The sequence below is a fragment of the Sphingomonas sp. KRR8 genome (genome assembly GCF_023559245.1).
GTDB lineage: Bacteria > Pseudomonadota > Alphaproteobacteria > Sphingomonadales > Sphingomonadaceae > Sphingomicrobium.
This window is the reverse complement of record NZ_CP097462.1, coordinates 804839-821113: the sequence shown is the minus strand read 5'-3', so window position 1 is coordinate 821113 and position 16275 is coordinate 804839. Positions and strand designations below refer to the sequence as shown.

The following is a 16275-nucleotide window of genomic DNA, read 5'->3' as shown; positions in this document are numbered from 1 at the left end:
GCTTGGCAGACGCGAATGCGCCGTTACGGTGCCGCGTCGTTCAGCGCCGGGTGGCGCGCCAGGGAAGAGGAATTGCATGGTCAACGTCGGACCGGAAACCACCACCGCGCCAATGACGGAGGACGTCGGGCGTAGCGACGGGGGCTGGTTCGGCCATCCGCGGCAACTTGCGCGGCTGTTCACCACCGAGATGTGGGAGCGGTTCGGCTATTACGGCATGCGCGCCCTGCTGACGCTCTACCTGACCAAGCATTTCCTGTTCACCGACAGCCAGGCCACCGGCCTTTACGGCGGCTACACCGCCCTGGTTTACCTCACCCCGCTGATCGGCGGCCTGCTTGCCGACCAGTTCCTCGGCTCCAAGCGCGCGATCAAGTTCGGCGCGCTGGTCATGGCAGCCGGCTATTTCATGCTCGCCTTCGGCGGCAGCCCCGCCAAGCCCTATGCCACCATCAACGGCCAGCGCTATGAAGTGGTAGTCGACAATTTCGTCGATCGCCCGTCGAGCCGGCCGGATGAGGCCCGCTCGGTCGTGATCGACAATCAGAAGCTGCAGATTCGCGGCAATGACGACGGCACCATCTCGCTGCTCAACGGGGGCCAGGAAGCGCGCCGCCTGCCGAAGGGCTCCTTCGAGTCCGGTGCCGAGCGCAACCCGCTCACCATCACGATCATGCTGATCGCGCTGTCGCTGATCTCGGTCGGCAACGGCTTCTTCAAGCCCAACATCTCCACCGTGGTCGGCTCGCTCTACGCCACGGGCGATCGACGGCGGGATTCCGGCTTCACCATCTTCTACATGGGTATCAACCTCGGCAGCGTCGGTGGGCAGCTCTTCTGCCCCTTGCTCGCGGACTGGTTCGGCTGGTGGGCCGGGCTCAGCCTGGCGGGTTTCGGGATGCTGATCAGCTATGGGCTTGTGCAATTCGATCGCGGTCTGCTCAAGGATTACGGCAACCGGCCCGATCATGCGCCCAACCGCGACATCCTCATCTATATTGGAGCGGCGGTTGCGGTGCCGGTCCTGGTCTTCCTCTTCCAGAACCTGATGAACTCACAGCCAGCTGAGGCAGGGTCCGGATTCATCGGCTACCTCGCCTCGCTGTCGCTGATGGGCAAACTGCTGTTCGGGACCTTCATCATCGCGGTTCCGGGCATCCTGGTCTGGTCGTACGCCAAGGGCACGCGCCAGGAAGCGCAGATGATGACGGCGGCGATGATCCTCATCGTCTTCAACGTCTTCTTCTGGACCTTGTTCGAGCAGGCGGGCTCGTCGCTTACCCTGTTCGCCGACCGCAACACGGATCGCAGTGTGTTCGGCCTGTTCACCCTGTCGGCGCCGCAGACCCAGAACTTCAATCCGTTGTTCATCGTGCTGCTGGCGCCGGTGCTGAGCGCGCTGTGGCTGCGGCTGGCCAAGCGTGGGCTGGAGCCGTCCATCCCCATCAAGTTCGCGATCGCCCTGATGGGTGTCGGCGCCGGCTTCCTGCTGCTGGTGTTCGGTGCCCAGTTCGCTGGCGCGGGCAACAACTATCAGGTCGGCCTGTGGTGGCTCGCGGGTCTCTACCTCATCCACTCGCTGGCCGAGCTCTGCATCTCGCCGGTCGGGCTCAGCATGATCACCAAGCTGTCGATTGCCCGCATCGTCGGCTTGATGATGGGCGTGTGGTTCCTGTCGATCTCGGTCGCGCAATATGTCGCGGGCGTGGTCGCCCAATTCGCCAGTGTCGACACGGTCGGCGGGCAGGTGACCAACCTCAAGAACAGTCTCGAGACTTACACCGGCACGTTCAGCACCATCGCCTGGATCGCGATCGGTGCGGGCGTGGTGCTGTTCCTGCTCTCCTGGCCGCTCAAGAAGTGGATGCACGGGGTCGACTGAGCGTCATCAACCGGGGTTCTTGAGATATGGGTATGGCGAAGGCGAGGGGTCTTGGCGTAGCCTTGGCCGCAGTGTCGGGACTGTTGCTGGGTGGGTGTGCGACCACTCCGGCCAAGGAACCGCCAACCCGGTTCAGCCACGACCCATATCCCTCGACCTACCATGCCTATCCGGGCGTGCCGACGCTGCTGAAGGGCGCCACGGTGCTCGACGGTGCCGGCGGCCGAATTGACGGCGGGGACGTCCTGATCGCCGACGGCAAGGTCCAGGCGATCGGTCGCGGCCTGTCGGCTCCTGCGGGCGCCGTCATCGTCGATGGCACCGGCAAGTACGTGACGCCTGGCGTCATCGACATCCACAGTCACCTGGGCGATTACCCCAGCCCCGCCGTGGCAGCCCATGACGATGGCAATGAGGCCACCGCTCCGGCACGCCCCGAAGTCTGGGCCGAGCATAGCGTCTGGCCGCAGGACCCCGGTTTCAGCCGGGCGCTGGCCAATGGCGGTGTCACCAGTCTCCAGATCCTGCCCGGCTCGGCCAACCTGTTCGGTGGCCGTTCGGTCGTGCTCAAGAACGTGCCCGCGCGGACCGTGCAGGGGATGAAGTTCCCCGGTGCTCCATACGGCCTGAAGATGGCCTGCGGCGAGAATCCCAAGCGGGTCTATGGCTCCAAGGGGCAGATGCCATCTACCCGCATGGGGAACATCGCCGTCACCCGTCAGACCTGGCTCAACGCGCAGGCCTACAAGCGCAAGTGGGACAATTACGAGGCCAAGGGCGGCGACATGCCCGACCGTGACCTCGCCATGGACACGCTGCGCGGGGTGCTGGCGGGCGAGATCCTGGTGCAGAACCACTGCTATCGCGCCGATGAAATGGCGATCATGATCGATCTCAGCCACGAGATGGGCTACAAGATCGCCGCCTTCCACCACGCGGTCGAAGCCTACAAGGTCGCCGACCTGCTCCGCGAGAACGGCACCTGCGCGGCGATGTGGGCGGATTGGTACGGCTTCAAGATGGAAGCCTATGATGCCATTCGCGAGAATATCGCCCTTGTCGACAAGGCGGGTGCCTGCGCCATCGTCCACTCCGATGATCCAAACGGCATCCAGCGCCTTTACCAGGAAGCCGGCAAGGCGATCGCCGCCGGGCGCCGGGTAGGCATCCCAATCACGGAAGAGCACGCCTGGACCTGGCTCAGTGCCAACCCCGCCAAGGCACTCGGCATCTTCGACAAGACCGGCAGCCTCGCGCCAGGCAAGATGGCGGACGTCGTGCTGTGGAACGGCAACCCGTTCAGCACCTACACCAGGCCCGAGCGCGTCTGGATCGACGGTGCGTTGATGTATGACGCCAATAATCCGCGCATGCGTCCGGTGAGCGATTTCGAACTGGGACAGCCCGGCGAGGGAGACGTCAAATGACCGCTCGTCGGCGTATTTCCTGGTTGGGCGTGACCGGCGTGGTTTGCGGTCTTGCGGGCGCCGTCGTCGGCTACAAGGCCTCGGCTGAAACGATTGCCATTGTCCGCGGCACCGTGGCCATCGGCGACGGGTCGGCTCCGATACCCAATGGCACTGTCGTTTTGCGCGACGGTCGGGTGATCGCGGCGGGCGCAGGCGTCGCTGTGCCGGCCGGAGCGCGCGTCATCGACGCGACCGGGAAGTGGGTCACCCCCGGCATCGTCGCGGGCTTCTCGCGCCTTGGCCTGACCGACGTGGATGGGGTCGATCAGGCGACCGACATTAGCGGCGACGGTCCGTTCAGCGCCGCGCTGGACATTGCGCCTGCGATCAATCCCAATGCGCAGCCAATGGCGGTCAACCGTGCTGATGGCGTCACCCGTGCCATCGTGGCGCCCGGCGTGGGCAAGAGCATCTTCGCCGGCCAGGGGGCGCTCATCGACACCGCGGCGGACGGCAATCCCGTTACTCGTGCCCGTCTGTTCCAATATGTGGAGTTGGGTGAGACCGGAGCCGAGCAGGCCGGAGGCTCTCGCGCCGCCGCCCACGTCCTCCTCCGCAATGCGTTGCGGGAAGCGGCGGAGCTCGGCCGGGGCGTCCCCGCAGCGGCAGGACAGGAGCGCAGCCCGACCGCGCCCGAGAGCCAGCCGATCGTTCGGAACCCCAACGAGTCCCGGCTCTACGAAGCCCGCCGCAGCCAGGACGTGCTTCTGACCCGCTTCGATGCGGCGGCACTCGTGTCGGTGATCCAGGGTCGGCAGATCCTGATGGTCCATGCCGAGCGAGCGGCCGACATCCGCCAGGTGATCGCATTGGGCCGCGAGTTTCCGCGGCTCAAGCTGGTCCTGGTCGGTGCCGACGAAGGCTGGACCGTCGCGCCTGAACTCGCCCGCAGCGGTATTCCGGTGATCGCTTCCGCGCTATCGGACCTGCCCGCGGCATTCGAGACGATTGCCGCGACGCAGAGCAATGTCGGCCGGATGCGCGCGGCGGGGGTGAAGGTCGCGATCGGCACGATCAACGACGACGACACCCGCATGGCCTTCCGCGCCCGCAACTATGCTGGCAACCTTGTCGCGCTCGCCAGACTGCCGGGCGCGACTGGCCTCAGCTGGGGTGAGGCGCTGGCAATGGTCACCAGCAGCCCGGCCGAAGTCGTCGGACTGGGTAACGAGATCGGAAGTCTTCAGCCGGGCCGCCGCGGCGACGTGGTGATCTGGTCGGCGGACCCGCTCGACAACATGGCCGCCGCGGAGACGGTGTTGATCGACGGGGTCGAGCAGCCGCTGGTCACCCGCCAGACGCGCCTTCGTGAGCGTTACCAGGATCTCACTCCGGGCGTTCTGCCGCCCGCCTATCGGAGGTAAATGCCATGGGGGCCGTCATCCTTTTCGCGGTCCTGTTCGTCGGCACCCATCTCCTGATGTCTCATCCGCTGCGGGCACCACTTGCCCGCCGTTTGGGCCCGCGCGGCTTCACCGCCGCTTATGCCGCAGTTTCCTTCGCAACATTCATTCCGCTGATCATGGCGCGGCGGAAGGTCGGACCCGAAGAATGGCTATGGCAGCAGACGGAGCCGCTCTGGATAGTTGCCGCATTGCTCATGCTGGTCGCCTCGATCCTGCTGGTGGGCTCCTTTATCCGCAATCCGGCCATGGACACCATGACCAATCCCAAGGTGGATATTCCCGCGCCGCACGGCGTCTTTCGCATCACCCGCCATCCGATGATGTGGAGCTTCGCCCTATGGTCCGTCGCCCACCTCCTGGTGAATCCGCGGCCCACGGCCATGATCCTGGCCGGAGCCATCCTCACGCTCGCCCTGGTCGGCGCCGCCGGGCAGGATGTGAAGAAGGAACGACTGCTGGGCGACCGTTGGGCAGAGTGGGAGGCCAGCACCAGCTACCTGCCGTTCGCCCGGGGCCTGGTCTTTCCGGGCTGGCCGGCATTGCTCGCCGGCCTGGCTCTATTCCTGCTCGCCACCTGGCTGCATCCGATCCCGGTGGGCATCTGGCGCTGGATAGGCTGACCACGGCGGGCTAGGAGCGCCCGATGACCCGCAAATATTTCGGCACGGACGGCATCCGCGGCCTCACCAACACCGCTCCGATGACCGTCGAGGTTGCGCTCAAGGTAGGGCAGGCCGCCGGCGCGCGTTTTCTACGCGGCGATCATCGCCATCGTGTCGTGATCGGCAAGGACACGCGGCTGTCCGGCTACATGATGGAATCGGCGCTCGTCGCCGGCTTCACCAGCGTGGGGATGGACGTGGTCCTGTTGGGTCCGATGCCGACGCCCGCCGTTGCCATGCTCACCCGCTCGATGCGGGCCGACCTGGGCGTCATGATCTCCGCCAGCCACAATCCCTTCGCCGACAATGGCATCAAGCTGTTCGGTCCCGACGGGTACAAGCTCAGCGATGAGGATGAGCTGGAGATCGAGGCGATGCTCGAAACCGATCCGATCCGCGCCCAGCCTCAGGCGATCGGCCGGGCGAAGCGGATCGACGACGCACGCGGCCGCTATGTCCACTTCGCCAAGAACACGTTCCCGGAGGACCTGCGCCTCGACGGACTCAGGATCGTCGTCGATTGCGCCAACGGCGCGGCCTATCACGTCGCCCCCGACGCGCTGTGGGAACTCGGCGCCGACGTCATCCCGCTCGGCGTTTCGCCGAACGGCACGAACATCAACGACCAATGCGGCTCGACCCATCCGGCGCTTCTGCAGGAAACCGTGGTGGCAAGCGGCGCGGACATTGGTCTCGCGCTCGACGGCGATGCCGACCGCCTGATCGTCGTCGATGAGACTGGCAAGGTGATCGACGGCGACCAGCTGATGGCCCTCATCGCGCTGGACCAGCACCGCAGGGGGCAGCTGAAGGGCGGGGCCGTCGTGGCAACCGTGATGAGCAATCTCGGCCTTGAGCGGAAATTACAGGCAGAAGGCCTGCGCCTCGACCGGACCAAGGTGGGCGACCGTTACGTCCTCGAGGCGATGCGGGCGAGCGGCTGCAACGTGGGCGGCGAGCAATCCGGGCATATCATCCTCACCGACCACAGCACCACCGGAGACGGCCTGATTGCGGGTCTCCAGATCCTTGCCGCCATGGTTGCCCAGGGAAAACCCGCCAGCGAACTGCTCAACCAGTTCGAGCCCGTGCCGCAATTGCTCAAGAACGTCCGCTTCAAGAGCGGAGCACCGCTCGAGAACGGTGCCGTCAGGGCTGCGATTGCCGACGCGGAGCGGGAACTGGAGGGACGCGGACGCCTCGTTATTCGCAAGTCGGGCACCGAACCGCTGATCCGCGTCATGGCCGAGGGAGACGACGAAGCGCAGGTCCACGCTGTGGTCGACCGTATCTGCGATGCCGTGCGCCAAGCGGCTGCTTAACGAACTGTTCGCCCTTTTCTGGCAGGCGGGAGCAGCATGAGCACCACCACCCCCCGCATCCTGATCATCGCGGGCTCCGATAGCGGGGGCGGCGCGGGCGTTCAGGCCGACATCAAGACGGTCACCATGCTTGGTGGCCACGCCATGACGGCGATCACGGCGATCACCGCGCAGAACACGCTTGGCGTGACTGCTGTGCACCCAGTCCCGGCCGAGATCGTGTTGGCGCAGATTGACGCGGTGATCGATGACCTCGGCGTCGACGCGATCAAGATCGGGATGATCGGCTCGGCCTTTACCGCGCACGTCGTTGCCGACCGGCTTGAACAGCTTGAGCCGCTGGTCCCGATCGTGTTCGATCCGGTAATGGTGGCGACCAGCGGCGCGGCGCTTGCCGACGACAGCACCGTTGCCGCCTTCAATCGTTTGATGGACATCGCGACCATCTCCACGCCGAACCTGCCCGAACTGCAGCGGCTGACCGGCAAGGACGATCCGGTCGAAGCCGCGCTGGCGCTGGTCGGCGCGCACGGCTGCGCGGTGATGATCAAGGGCGGTCACGATGAGGGCGATGCGCTTGCCGACGCGCTGATCGAGGAAGACAATATCACGAGCTGGCAGGGCAGCCGGATCGACACCCCGCATACCCATGGCACCGGCTGCACGCTGGCCAGTGCGATTGCGGTCGGTCTCGCCGAGGGCAAGGACCTTGCCGGCGCCATCGCCACCGCTCGCGAATTCGTCCGTATGGCGCTCTACGAAGCGCCCGGGCTGGGGCAGGGTGCTGGCCCAATGGGGCATCAGCGTGTCCGCCTCGACGTGGGTGGCGGTCCGCGGCTCAATCAGGTCACGCTGACGGGCAAGGATTATGCGAAGTCGGTGGCCTTCTACGCCCGGATCGGGCTGAAGCAGATCGTCGACAGTCCAGAGAATGGCTACGCGCGGTTCGAAAGCTGGGGAGGTGGGACACTCTCGATCCAGATCGACCCGGAGGAAGAGATGGGACCGACCACGGCCATCTACCTTGAATGCGACGACCTCGACACACGCGTCGAGCAGCTGGCCCGCAATGGACTTCCGTTCGAGCATGGCCCGCGCAACCAGCCGTGGATGTGGCGTGAGGCGCGGCTGCGCGACCCCTCGGGCAACATCGTCTTCCTCTACAAGGCCGGCGAACATCGGCGCTACCCACCGTGGCGGATGGAAGAAGCCGACGCCCCGCAGAAAAGCGATGAGCCGAGCGCCGAGCCCGCATTCGACTCTTTCGAGGTCAAGCGCGCCGTCCTACCCTAGGGACCGTGGCTCGGCCCTGTTTCAAACTTGAACGCGATCACCCCATGCCGCTCGCCGGTGTGGATGAAGCCGGCTGCGCGCCGCTTGCCGGACCGGTAGTCGCCGCTGCCGTGGTACTCGATCGGGAGCGCTTCCCTCGCGGGATCGACGACAGCAAGAAGCTCGACCTCGAAGCGCGGGAAGCGATTTACGGCAAGCTTGTGGTCCAGGCACGCTTCGGCGTTGGCATCTGCACGGTCGAGGAGATCGACTCGCTGAACATCTATTGGGCCCGCATGCTGGCGATGATCCGAGCGGTCGAGGCGCTGGGCTTCGAACCGGCGATGGTGATGGTGGATGGTAACCGCTCCCCGCGCTGGAGCCGTCCCAGTGTGCCGATCGTGGCCGGAGACGCCAAGTGCCGCTCGATCGCGGCGGCGTCCATCGTGGCCAAGGTGACCCGCGATCGGATCATGGCTGAATATGCGCAGGCCCATCCCGGCTACGGTTGGGAGACCAATCGCGGCTATCCCACCCCCGACCACCGCCGCGCCTTGCGCGACCTCGGTCCGACGCCGCTTCATCGCCGCAGTTTCGCCTTGGTGCGGGAGGCGGTGGCGCTGCACGAAATGCCGTTCGCCCTGGCTGCTGAATAAAGCGGCGCCGACGAGTCCTCCCGGCCACACCACAGCCTATTGAGTCCTCCCGCGGCTGCCGGACTCAACATCTTGTGTGAGCATCGTTGCGGACTCGTTCCGTTCTCGCCGCGACCGCGGCACCGTTAACCCTTTCCTCGTTGACCGCGAGTCCGGCTGGACTCAGCATGGCGTTCGAACTGGGGAGCTCACATGAATCTCGTCCTGCCAATCCGCGTACCGCGGACCCGCGCGCCTGCTGCGCCCGTCTTCGAGGACGGGCAACTCATCCATGGGGACTGCATCGACGAGCTCAGGAAGCTCCCGGCCAAGTCGGTTGACATGATCTTCGCCGACCCACCCTACAATCTCCAGCTCGGCGGCGATCTCTTCCGGCCGGAGGGCGGGCGGGTCGACGCGGTCGACAATGCCTGGGACCAGTTTTCCAGCTTCGGCGCCTACGACGCCTTCACCCGGGCCTGGCTGACCGAGGCCCGCCGGGTCCTCAAGGACGACGGGTCAATGTGGGTGATCGGCAGCTATCACAACATCTTCCGAGTCGGCACCGCGCTCCAAGACCTCGGTTATTGGGTTCTGAATGACATCGTCTGGCGCAAGGCGAACCCGATGCCCAATTTCCGTGGCACCCGCTTCACCAACGCGCATGAGACCCTGATCTGGTGCGCCAAGGACGCGAACGCCAAGTACACCTTCAACTACCGGGCGATGAAGGCGCTCAACGACGACTTGCAGATGCGTTCCGATTGGCTGCTGCCGATTTGTTCGGGCTCGGAGCGGCTGAAGGACGACGACGGACACAAGGCCCACCCGACCCAGAAGCCCGAAAGCCTACTCTACCGGGTCATGCTCGCCTGCACCAAGCCGGGCGACACGGTGCTCGATCCGTTCTTTGGCACCGGCACCACTGGTGCGGTTGCTCGCCGGCTCGGCCGTAAGTGGATCGGGATCGAGCGCGAGGACAGTTATGTGGCGGTCGCGCGCGAACGAATCGCCGCCACGTTGCCGCTCGACGAGAGCGCGATGGAAACTGTCCCCGACAAGCGCAGCCAACCACGGGTCGCGTTCGGCCTGCTGGTCGAGAGCGGCCTGGTCAAACCCGGTACGGTGCTGAGCGACTCCAAGCGCCGCTGGAAGGCTGCGGTGCGGGCTGACGGCTCGCTTTCCTGTGGGCCGCACACCGGCTCCATCCACAAGGTCGGAGCCGGGCTCAACAAGGCGCCTAGCTGCAACGGCTGGACCTTCTGGCATATCGAGCGCCAGGGCCGGCTCGTGCCCCTCGACACGCTTCGGCAGGAGCATTTGGCCGGGCTCGAGTGAGCCGCGCCCCATGACCCGCACCATCCTTCGCCCCACCGCATTCGTCGACGCGCCCTTCGGCCACGATGGCAAGGTCGCGCGCTTGGCGGGCGGCATGCTCTGGTTCTCGGCGGTCGAGCTCATTCCGGTGGACGGCGGCCCTGCCGAACTCGTCCCGGTTTCCGACGTTGAACGCCAGCTCGATGACGACACTGCCGCGCAATGGGCCGCCTTGACCGCTGCCCGCCCACCGCTGCAGCTGGGTGAGCGCACCATTCGCCTCGACCAGCCGCAGGTCGTCGGCATCCTCAACACGACGCCCGACAGCTTCTCTGACGGAGGTCAGCATGGCGAGGGTGCGGCTGCGGCTCAGGCGGGCTTCACCATGGCAGAGCAAGGCGCCGCCATCGTTGATGTTGGCGGCGAAAGCACCCGTCCCGGGGCCCGCCCGGTGTGGGAAGGTGACGAGATCGAACGGATCGAGCCGGTCGTCCGGGCACTTGCAGCCGGCGGTGTCGCCGTCTCGGTGGACACTCGAAAGGCAATCGTGATGGAAGCCGCGCTCGCCGCCGGCGCTCGCCTCGTCAACGATGTTTCGGCGCTCACTTGGGATCATCGCGCGCCCGAGGTAGTCGCCAAGGCTCAGGCGCCCGTCGTGCTGATGCACCACCAGGGCAAGCCGGAGACCATGCAGGAAAACCCGTCCTACCCCCGCGGTGCGCTGGTCGAGGTGTGGCTCTGGCTGAAGGACCGCATCATCGCCGCAGAAGCCGCTGGTGTCGCCAGATCGAATATCCTGATCGATCCCGGGATCGGCTTCGGGAAGAATGTCGCACATAACCTTGAGCTGATGAACGGTCTTGCCGCCCTGCACGGGCTCGGTTGTCCCTTGCTGGTTGGCGCCAGCCGCAAGCGGACCATCGGCGCGCTCCACAATGAAGCGGCGGCGGATCGTCGCCTTGGCGGCAGCATCGCGCTGGCCATGAAGGCGGCAGAGCAGGGTGCCCAACTCATCCGCGTGCACGACGTCTATGAAACAGTGCAGGCGCTGCGCATATGGCGGGGCCTTCACGACCAGGCACTGACGCCACGCCGCTGACCCGGACAAAAGCAAACGCCCGGATCTCGACTGAGACCCGGGCGTCCGCGTGACGATTGCTCGTCAGCCCCCTTTGGAGTGTTGCCTGCCCACCGAACGGCCCTGACCGTCCCGGCAGCCTCCCGGACGATGCGTCATTCAACAACATCGCCCGCTTGGTGAGGCAAAGCTGATCCAAGTCAGTCTGCTTGTCACGACGCAATTTGCGTCAGTGGCGTATTTGCGAGACGCTTGTGGCGCGCCTGCCACATCGGCCCGCCGCATTGCCTGTTCAGGCTGGCGTCTCTAGGAGCGCGCCATGCGCCTTTCTCAAGCATTCCTTCCCGTCCTCAAGGAAAGCCCCTCGGACGCCCAGATCGTCAGCCACAAGCTGATGCTGCGCGCCGGACTCGTTCGCCAGACTGCCGCCGGGATCTACGCCTGGCTGCCGCTCGGCTTCCGGGTGCTCAAGAAGATCGAGCAGATCGTCCGCGAGGAGCAGGACCGCGCCGGCGCCATCGAGTTGCTGATGCCGACCCTTCAGTCCGCCGACCTCTGGCGCGAGAGCGGGCGGTATGATGCTTATGGGCCCGAGATGCTTCGCATCCGCGACCGGCATGATCGCGAGATACTCTACGGGCCGACCAACGAGGAGATGATCACCGCGCTGTTCCGCGATGAGACCCGCTCCTACCGCGACCTGCCGCGCACGCTTTATCACATCCAGTGGAAGTTCCGGGACGAGGTCCGCCCCCGGTTCGGGGTGATGCGCGGGCGCGAGTTCCTGATGAAGGACGCCTACAGCTTCGATCTCGACGAAGCGGGCGCGCGCCTCAGCTACTATCGCCAGATGCTGGCCTATCTGCGCACCTTCCAGCGGCTGGGCATCCAGGCGGTGCCGATGCGCGCCGCCAACGGCCCGATCGGCGGCGATCTCAGCCACGAGTTCATCGTTCTCGCCCCGACCGGCGAGAGTGAGGTCTTCTACGACGCGGCCTATGACGAGTTCGACTGGAGCCAGGCGGACCTGAGTTACGCCGACGAAGGAGGGCTGAAGGGCCTGTTCGACCGGGTAAACACCACTTACGCCGCGACAGACGAGACCCACGACGAAGGCCGGTGGGCCGAGGTGACCGCCGATCGCCAGCGCACGGGCCGCGGCATCGAAGTCGGGCACATCTTCTACTTCGGCACCAAGTATAGCGAGGCGATGAACCTCAAGGTGACCGGCAAGGAAGGCGAGACGGTCGTGCCTCACATGGGCAGCTACGGCGTTGGTGTCTCGCGACTGGTCGGTGCGATCATCGAGGCGAGCCATGACGATAACGGGATCATCTGGCCCGACAGCATCGCCCCGTGGCAGGTCGGCCTGGTCACCATGCGCGGTGACGATGCGGTGAGCCAGGGCGCGGCCGGCGACCTCTACGACAAGCTCACTGCCGCAGGCGTCGAGACGCTGTACGACGACCGAGACGAAAGGGGCGGGGCCAAGCTGGCGACCATGGACCTGATCGGCCTGCCCAAGCAGGTCATCATGGGCCCGCGCGGACTTGCCGCCGGAACGGTCGAACTGAAGGACCGGCGCACGGGCGAGAAGCAGGAAATCAGCCTCGAGAGCGCGCTGGCGCATCTCACCGCATGATCCTCAACCGTTACGAACGCACCATCGCCAAGCGTTACCTCCTGCCGGGCAAGGGCGAGGGGTTCATCTTCCTGGTCGCCGCGATCAGCCTCGGCGCCGTCGCTCTCGGCGTCGCCGCGCTGATCATCGTCATGAGCGTCATGAACGGCTTCCGGGCCGAACTGTTCGACAAGATCGTCGGGTTGAACGGCCATGCGATCGTGCAAGGATACGAAGGCCGCCTGTCCGACTGGCAGCGGATCGCTACACAGGCGCGCCAGGTGCCTGGCGTCACCTCTGCGCTGCCGTTGGTGGAGCAGCCTCTGATGGCGAGCGCCAACGGCCGGGTCGAAGGCGTGCTGGTGCGGGGCATGCGGCGGCAGGACCTGCTCGCCAACCCAACACTGATGAACAACGTGAAGTCGGGCGATCTTCGGCTGCTCCAGCCCGGCTCCGGCAAGATCGCGCTCGGCACCCGACTCGCGGAACAACTCGGCGCCTATCCCGGCAGCGAGATCAGCCTGATCAGCCCTGAAGGACGCGCCACGCCGGTCGGAACCGTCCCGCGCATCGTCAGCTACACGGTCGCGGCCACCTTCGAAGTGGGCGTCTACGACTATGACAACGCCTATGTCATCATGCCGATCGAGGATGCGCAGAACCTGCTGATGCTTGGCGACCAGGTTGGCATGGTCGAAGTGATGGTCACCAACCCCGACAAGATCCAGCCGCAGATCGGCGCGCTGCAGCAGATCGTGGGTGACAAGGGCCGGGTGGTCGACTGGCGCAACCTGAATGCCGCGCTGTTCGAGGCCCTGGAGGTCGAGCGCGTGGCGATGTTCGTCGTGCTGTCCCTGATCATCCTGGTCGCCGTGTTCAATATCCTCTCCTCGCTGATCATGCTGGTCCGAGCCAAGACCCGTGACATCGCGATCCTGCGCACCATGGGAGCCAGCCGCCGAAGCATGATGAAGGTATTCGTGACGGTGGGCACGACCATCGGTACGCTCGGCATCCTGCTCGGCATCGTGATCGGCGCGGTGTTTCTCTTCTTCCGTCAGTCGGTCGTCAACGTCATCCAGCTCGTGACCGGCCAGAACCTGTGGGACCCCTCCGTCCGTTTCCTGTCCGAGCTGCCGAGCAAGACCGACCCGTTCGAAGTTGGTGCGATCATCGTCCTGGCGCTGCTGCTGAGCTTCCTGTCGACCCTCTATCCCGCGTGGAAGGCTGCCAGTACCGATCCCGTCCAGGTGCTTCGCTATGAGTGAGCCGGTCCTGGCGACGCGCGACCTTCGCCGTTCCTTCACGCAGGGCGAGGTCACCATCGAGGTCCTTCGCGGCGTCAATCTGGCGATCATGCCGGGCGAGATCGTGGCGCTGCTCGGCCCGTCCGGATCGGGCAAGTCGACGCTGCTGCAAGCGGTGGGTCTGCTCGAGGGCGGATTCGAGGGCTCGATCCGGATCGCCGGCAAGGAGGCAAGCGAACTCGACGAGGGCGGTCGCACCGAGCTTCGCCGGAACGCGCTTGGTTTCGTCTACCAGTTCCATCACCTTCTGCCTGATTTCACCGCCGTCGAGAACGTCGTCTTGCCGCAGCTCATCCATGGAGCGGAGCCGGCCGCCGCGAAGGCCCGCGCCGACGAGCTGCTGACCACCTTGCGTCTCGGCAAGCGGCTCGATCACCGCCCGGCCAAGCTGTCGGGGGGTGAGCAGCAGCGTGTGGCGGTCGCGCGGGCCCTGGCGAACCGTCCGCCACTGGTCCTCGCCGACGAGCCCACCGGCAATCTCGACGAGGCCACCGCCGACGTGGTTTTCGCCGAATTCGTCAATCTGGTTCGCGGGGAGGGGAGCGCTGCTCTCGTTGCCACCCACAATGAGCGGCTCGCTGCCCGCATGGACCGCGTCGTTCGCCTTCACGAAGGCCTGCTTGCATGAGCCGGCTCTACACCCTTCCGGTGCAAGCCCCGGACGGTTCCAAGACCAGTCTGCAGCCGTTCGCGGGCAAGGTGCTGCTAATCGTCAATGTCGCGTCCAAGTGCGGCTTCACGCCCCAATACGCCGGCTTGCAGGCGCTTCAGGACCGCTACGCCGCGCAAGGTTTTTCGGTTCTGGGTTTTCCCTGCAATCAGTTCGGAGCCCAGGAGCCCGGCGATGCCGAGGAAATCGCCAATTTCTGCAGCCTGACCTATGACGTCAGTTTCCCTCTGTTTGCCAAGATCGACGTCAACGGAGACGGGGCGGCGCCGCTCTACCGCTACCTCGAGCACGAAGCGCCCGGATTGCTTGGAAGCGAGGCAATCAAGTGGAACTTCACGAAGTTCCTCATCGACCGCTCGGGCAAGGTGGTGAAGCGCTACGCGCCGCAAACCAAGCCCGAGGATATCGCGGCCGATATCGCGGCATTACTTTAGCCGCTGCGACCCTTTCCCGCAGTTGGGCGTTGCACTGGCCATGTCCAGCCGTCCGCCCGAACCGCCCTTCGATCCTTATGAGCGTGAACAAGGGGGCCCATATGCACCCGGCGAGCGCGGCTTCGACCCGCGCGAGCGGCGTGGATATGACAGTCGGGAGGAGCCGGTCGGTCGTAGGCGTGGACCGCCGCTCTGGGCCATACTCGCCGGACTAGTCGCGCTGGTGCTGATGGCGCTGTTTGCAGTGAACCTGACGCGCGGCGGACCCGGTCAGGACCGCCTTGACGGCAGCAGTACCGCTGGCACCGACAAGGAGCGGAGCAACGGCGCCGCCTCGGCGGCCGACCCGGCCAGGCGTTGCGCGAACAAGCAGATCTATGACCAGGTGAAGGCCGAGCTGTTCCGCCAGGCAGCAGCGACGCGTGCCAGCGACAGGGCGGTGTTCGACCGGCTGGCGGCCTATGCCACACTGCGAATGGAAGCGCCCGTGCTCAAACGCCAGGACGCGAACGTCGGAACGCTCGTCTGCTCGGGCCGCGCGTCGATCGATCTGCCGCCCGGCCTGGTGGTCGCAGGTGGCCGGACCAGTCTCTCAGCCGAACTCGACTATGCGTTGCAGAATGCGGCGGATGGCAGTGGCCAGGTGGTGACGCTTGCTGGCGCCGATCCGATCACGATCCCACTCGCGACGCTGGCCCGCGCAAGTCAGGCTTCGACTGCAACGGAAGGCAACGCGGCCGCGCCAGGCTTACCGGCCGACAGCCTTCCGGCGCCTGCACCGGCACCGGCGCCTGCCGCGCCGCCACCGTCGCAACCGATCGCTCCGGCACCTCGGCCTGTGCCCGTTCCGAGGGCCGAAACTCCGCCGCCGGCCCCGACCGCTCCACGAGCCAGTGCAAGCCCGGCGTTCAATTGCCGCTATGCAAAGACTCGTGGCGAGATCGCGGTCTGCAACGACGATGGGCTGGCGCTGCTCGACCGCAGGATGACGAGTATCTACGTCGAGGCACTCCGCGAAGCTTCTCCAGCGCAGAACGCATTGCTTCACCGGACCCGCGACCGCTTCCTCGGTTACCGCGACCGGTGTCCCAATAACGCCTGCATGGCCGGCGCCTATCGCGACCGGATGCGCGAAATCGACGATATCATGGCGGGGCGCTGGCGCTCCTGACGCTTGCGCTGCGCCTCCGGACTGGCCAG

At 65.8% G+C, this 16275-nt stretch carries 14 protein-coding genes; all 14 read left to right on the top strand.

Annotation, left to right across the window (positions count from 1 at the left end):
* The first annotated feature begins 112 nt into the window (after window positions 1-112).
* The 14 genes from M8312_RS04160 to M8312_RS04095 all read left to right on the top strand — a co-directional run bounded on the left by M8312_RS04160 (window position 113) and on the right by M8312_RS04095 (window position 16246).
* The gene (locus tag M8312_RS04160; RefSeq protein WP_250119699.1) at window positions 113-1882 is read left to right on the top strand and encodes a peptide MFS transporter; all 1770 of its coding nucleotides are present in this window, start codon (window positions 113-115) and stop codon (window positions 1880-1882) included.
* A 32-nt stretch (window positions 1883-1914) separates the two neighbouring features.
* Entirely contained in the window at window positions 1915-3309 is a 1395-nt protein-coding gene (locus M8312_RS04155) for an amidohydrolase (protein WP_250119122.1), read from the top strand.
* A complete protein-coding gene (locus M8312_RS04150) occupies window positions 3306-4715 on the top strand; it encodes an amidohydrolase family protein (RefSeq protein WP_250119121.1) in 1410 nt (469 codons plus the stop codon). Before M8312_RS04155 ends, M8312_RS04150 begins: the two co-directional genes overlap by 4 nt.
* A gap of 5 nt (window positions 4716-4720) precedes the next feature.
* A complete protein-coding gene (locus tag M8312_RS04145; protein ID WP_250119120.1) occupies window positions 4721-5377 on the top strand; it encodes an NnrU family protein in 657 nt (218 codons plus the stop codon).
* Between the two features lie 23 nt (window positions 5378-5400).
* Window positions 5401-6741: a phosphoglucosamine mutase gene (gene glmM, locus M8312_RS04140; protein ID WP_250119119.1), complete on the top strand. Its 1341-nt coding sequence runs from the start codon at window positions 5401-5403 to the stop codon at window positions 6739-6741.
* Window positions 6742-6777: 36 nt separating this feature from the next.
* Window positions 6778-8034 (top strand): bifunctional hydroxymethylpyrimidine kinase/phosphomethylpyrimidine kinase, encoded by a 1257-nt coding sequence (thiD, locus tag M8312_RS04135; RefSeq protein ID WP_250119118.1) that lies wholly within the window; start codon window positions 6778-6780, stop codon window positions 8032-8034.
* A gap of 44 nt (window positions 8035-8078) precedes the next feature.
* Window positions 8079-8669: a ribonuclease HII gene (rnhB, locus tag M8312_RS04130; protein ID WP_250119117.1), complete on the top strand. Its 591-nt coding sequence runs from the start codon at window positions 8079-8081 to the stop codon at window positions 8667-8669.
* Between the two features lie 192 nt (window positions 8670-8861).
* Window positions 8862-9986 carry a site-specific DNA-methyltransferase gene (locus M8312_RS04125; protein ID WP_250119116.1) on the top strand — a complete coding sequence of 375 codons (1125 nt, stop codon included), beginning with the start codon at window positions 8862-8864 and terminating at the stop codon, window positions 9984-9986.
* A 10-nt stretch (window positions 9987-9996) separates the two neighbouring features.
* Window positions 9997-11064 carry a dihydropteroate synthase gene (gene folP, locus M8312_RS04120; RefSeq protein WP_250119115.1) on the top strand — a complete coding sequence of 356 codons (1068 nt, stop codon included), beginning with the start codon at window positions 9997-9999 and terminating at the stop codon, window positions 11062-11064.
* A gap of 298 nt (window positions 11065-11362) precedes the next feature.
* Window positions 11363-12685 carry a proline--tRNA ligase gene (gene proS, locus M8312_RS04115; protein WP_250119114.1) on the top strand — a complete coding sequence of 441 codons (1323 nt, stop codon included), beginning with the start codon at window positions 11363-11365 and terminating at the stop codon, window positions 12683-12685.
* Window positions 12682-13932 (top strand): lipoprotein-releasing ABC transporter permease subunit, encoded by a 1251-nt coding sequence (locus M8312_RS04110; protein WP_250119113.1) that lies wholly within the window; start codon window positions 12682-12684, stop codon window positions 13930-13932. The genes proS and M8312_RS04110 overlap by 4 nt, the downstream gene beginning before the upstream one ends.
* Window positions 13925-14599: an ABC transporter ATP-binding protein gene (locus tag M8312_RS04105; RefSeq protein WP_250119112.1), complete on the top strand. Its 675-nt coding sequence runs from the start codon at window positions 13925-13927 to the stop codon at window positions 14597-14599. Before M8312_RS04110 ends, M8312_RS04105 begins: the two co-directional genes overlap by 8 nt.
* On the top strand, window positions 14596-15075 hold the full coding sequence (locus tag M8312_RS04100) for a glutathione peroxidase (RefSeq protein WP_250119111.1): 480 nt from the start codon (window positions 14596-14598) through the stop codon (window positions 15073-15075). The genes M8312_RS04105 and M8312_RS04100 overlap by 4 nt, the downstream gene beginning before the upstream one ends.
* Before the next feature lie 40 nt (window positions 15076-15115).
* Window positions 15116-16246, top strand: coding sequence for a lysozyme inhibitor LprI family protein (locus M8312_RS04095; RefSeq protein WP_250119110.1), 1131 nt, complete (start codon window positions 15116-15118; stop codon window positions 16244-16246).
* The last annotated feature ends 29 nt before the right edge of the window (window positions 16247-16275 follow it).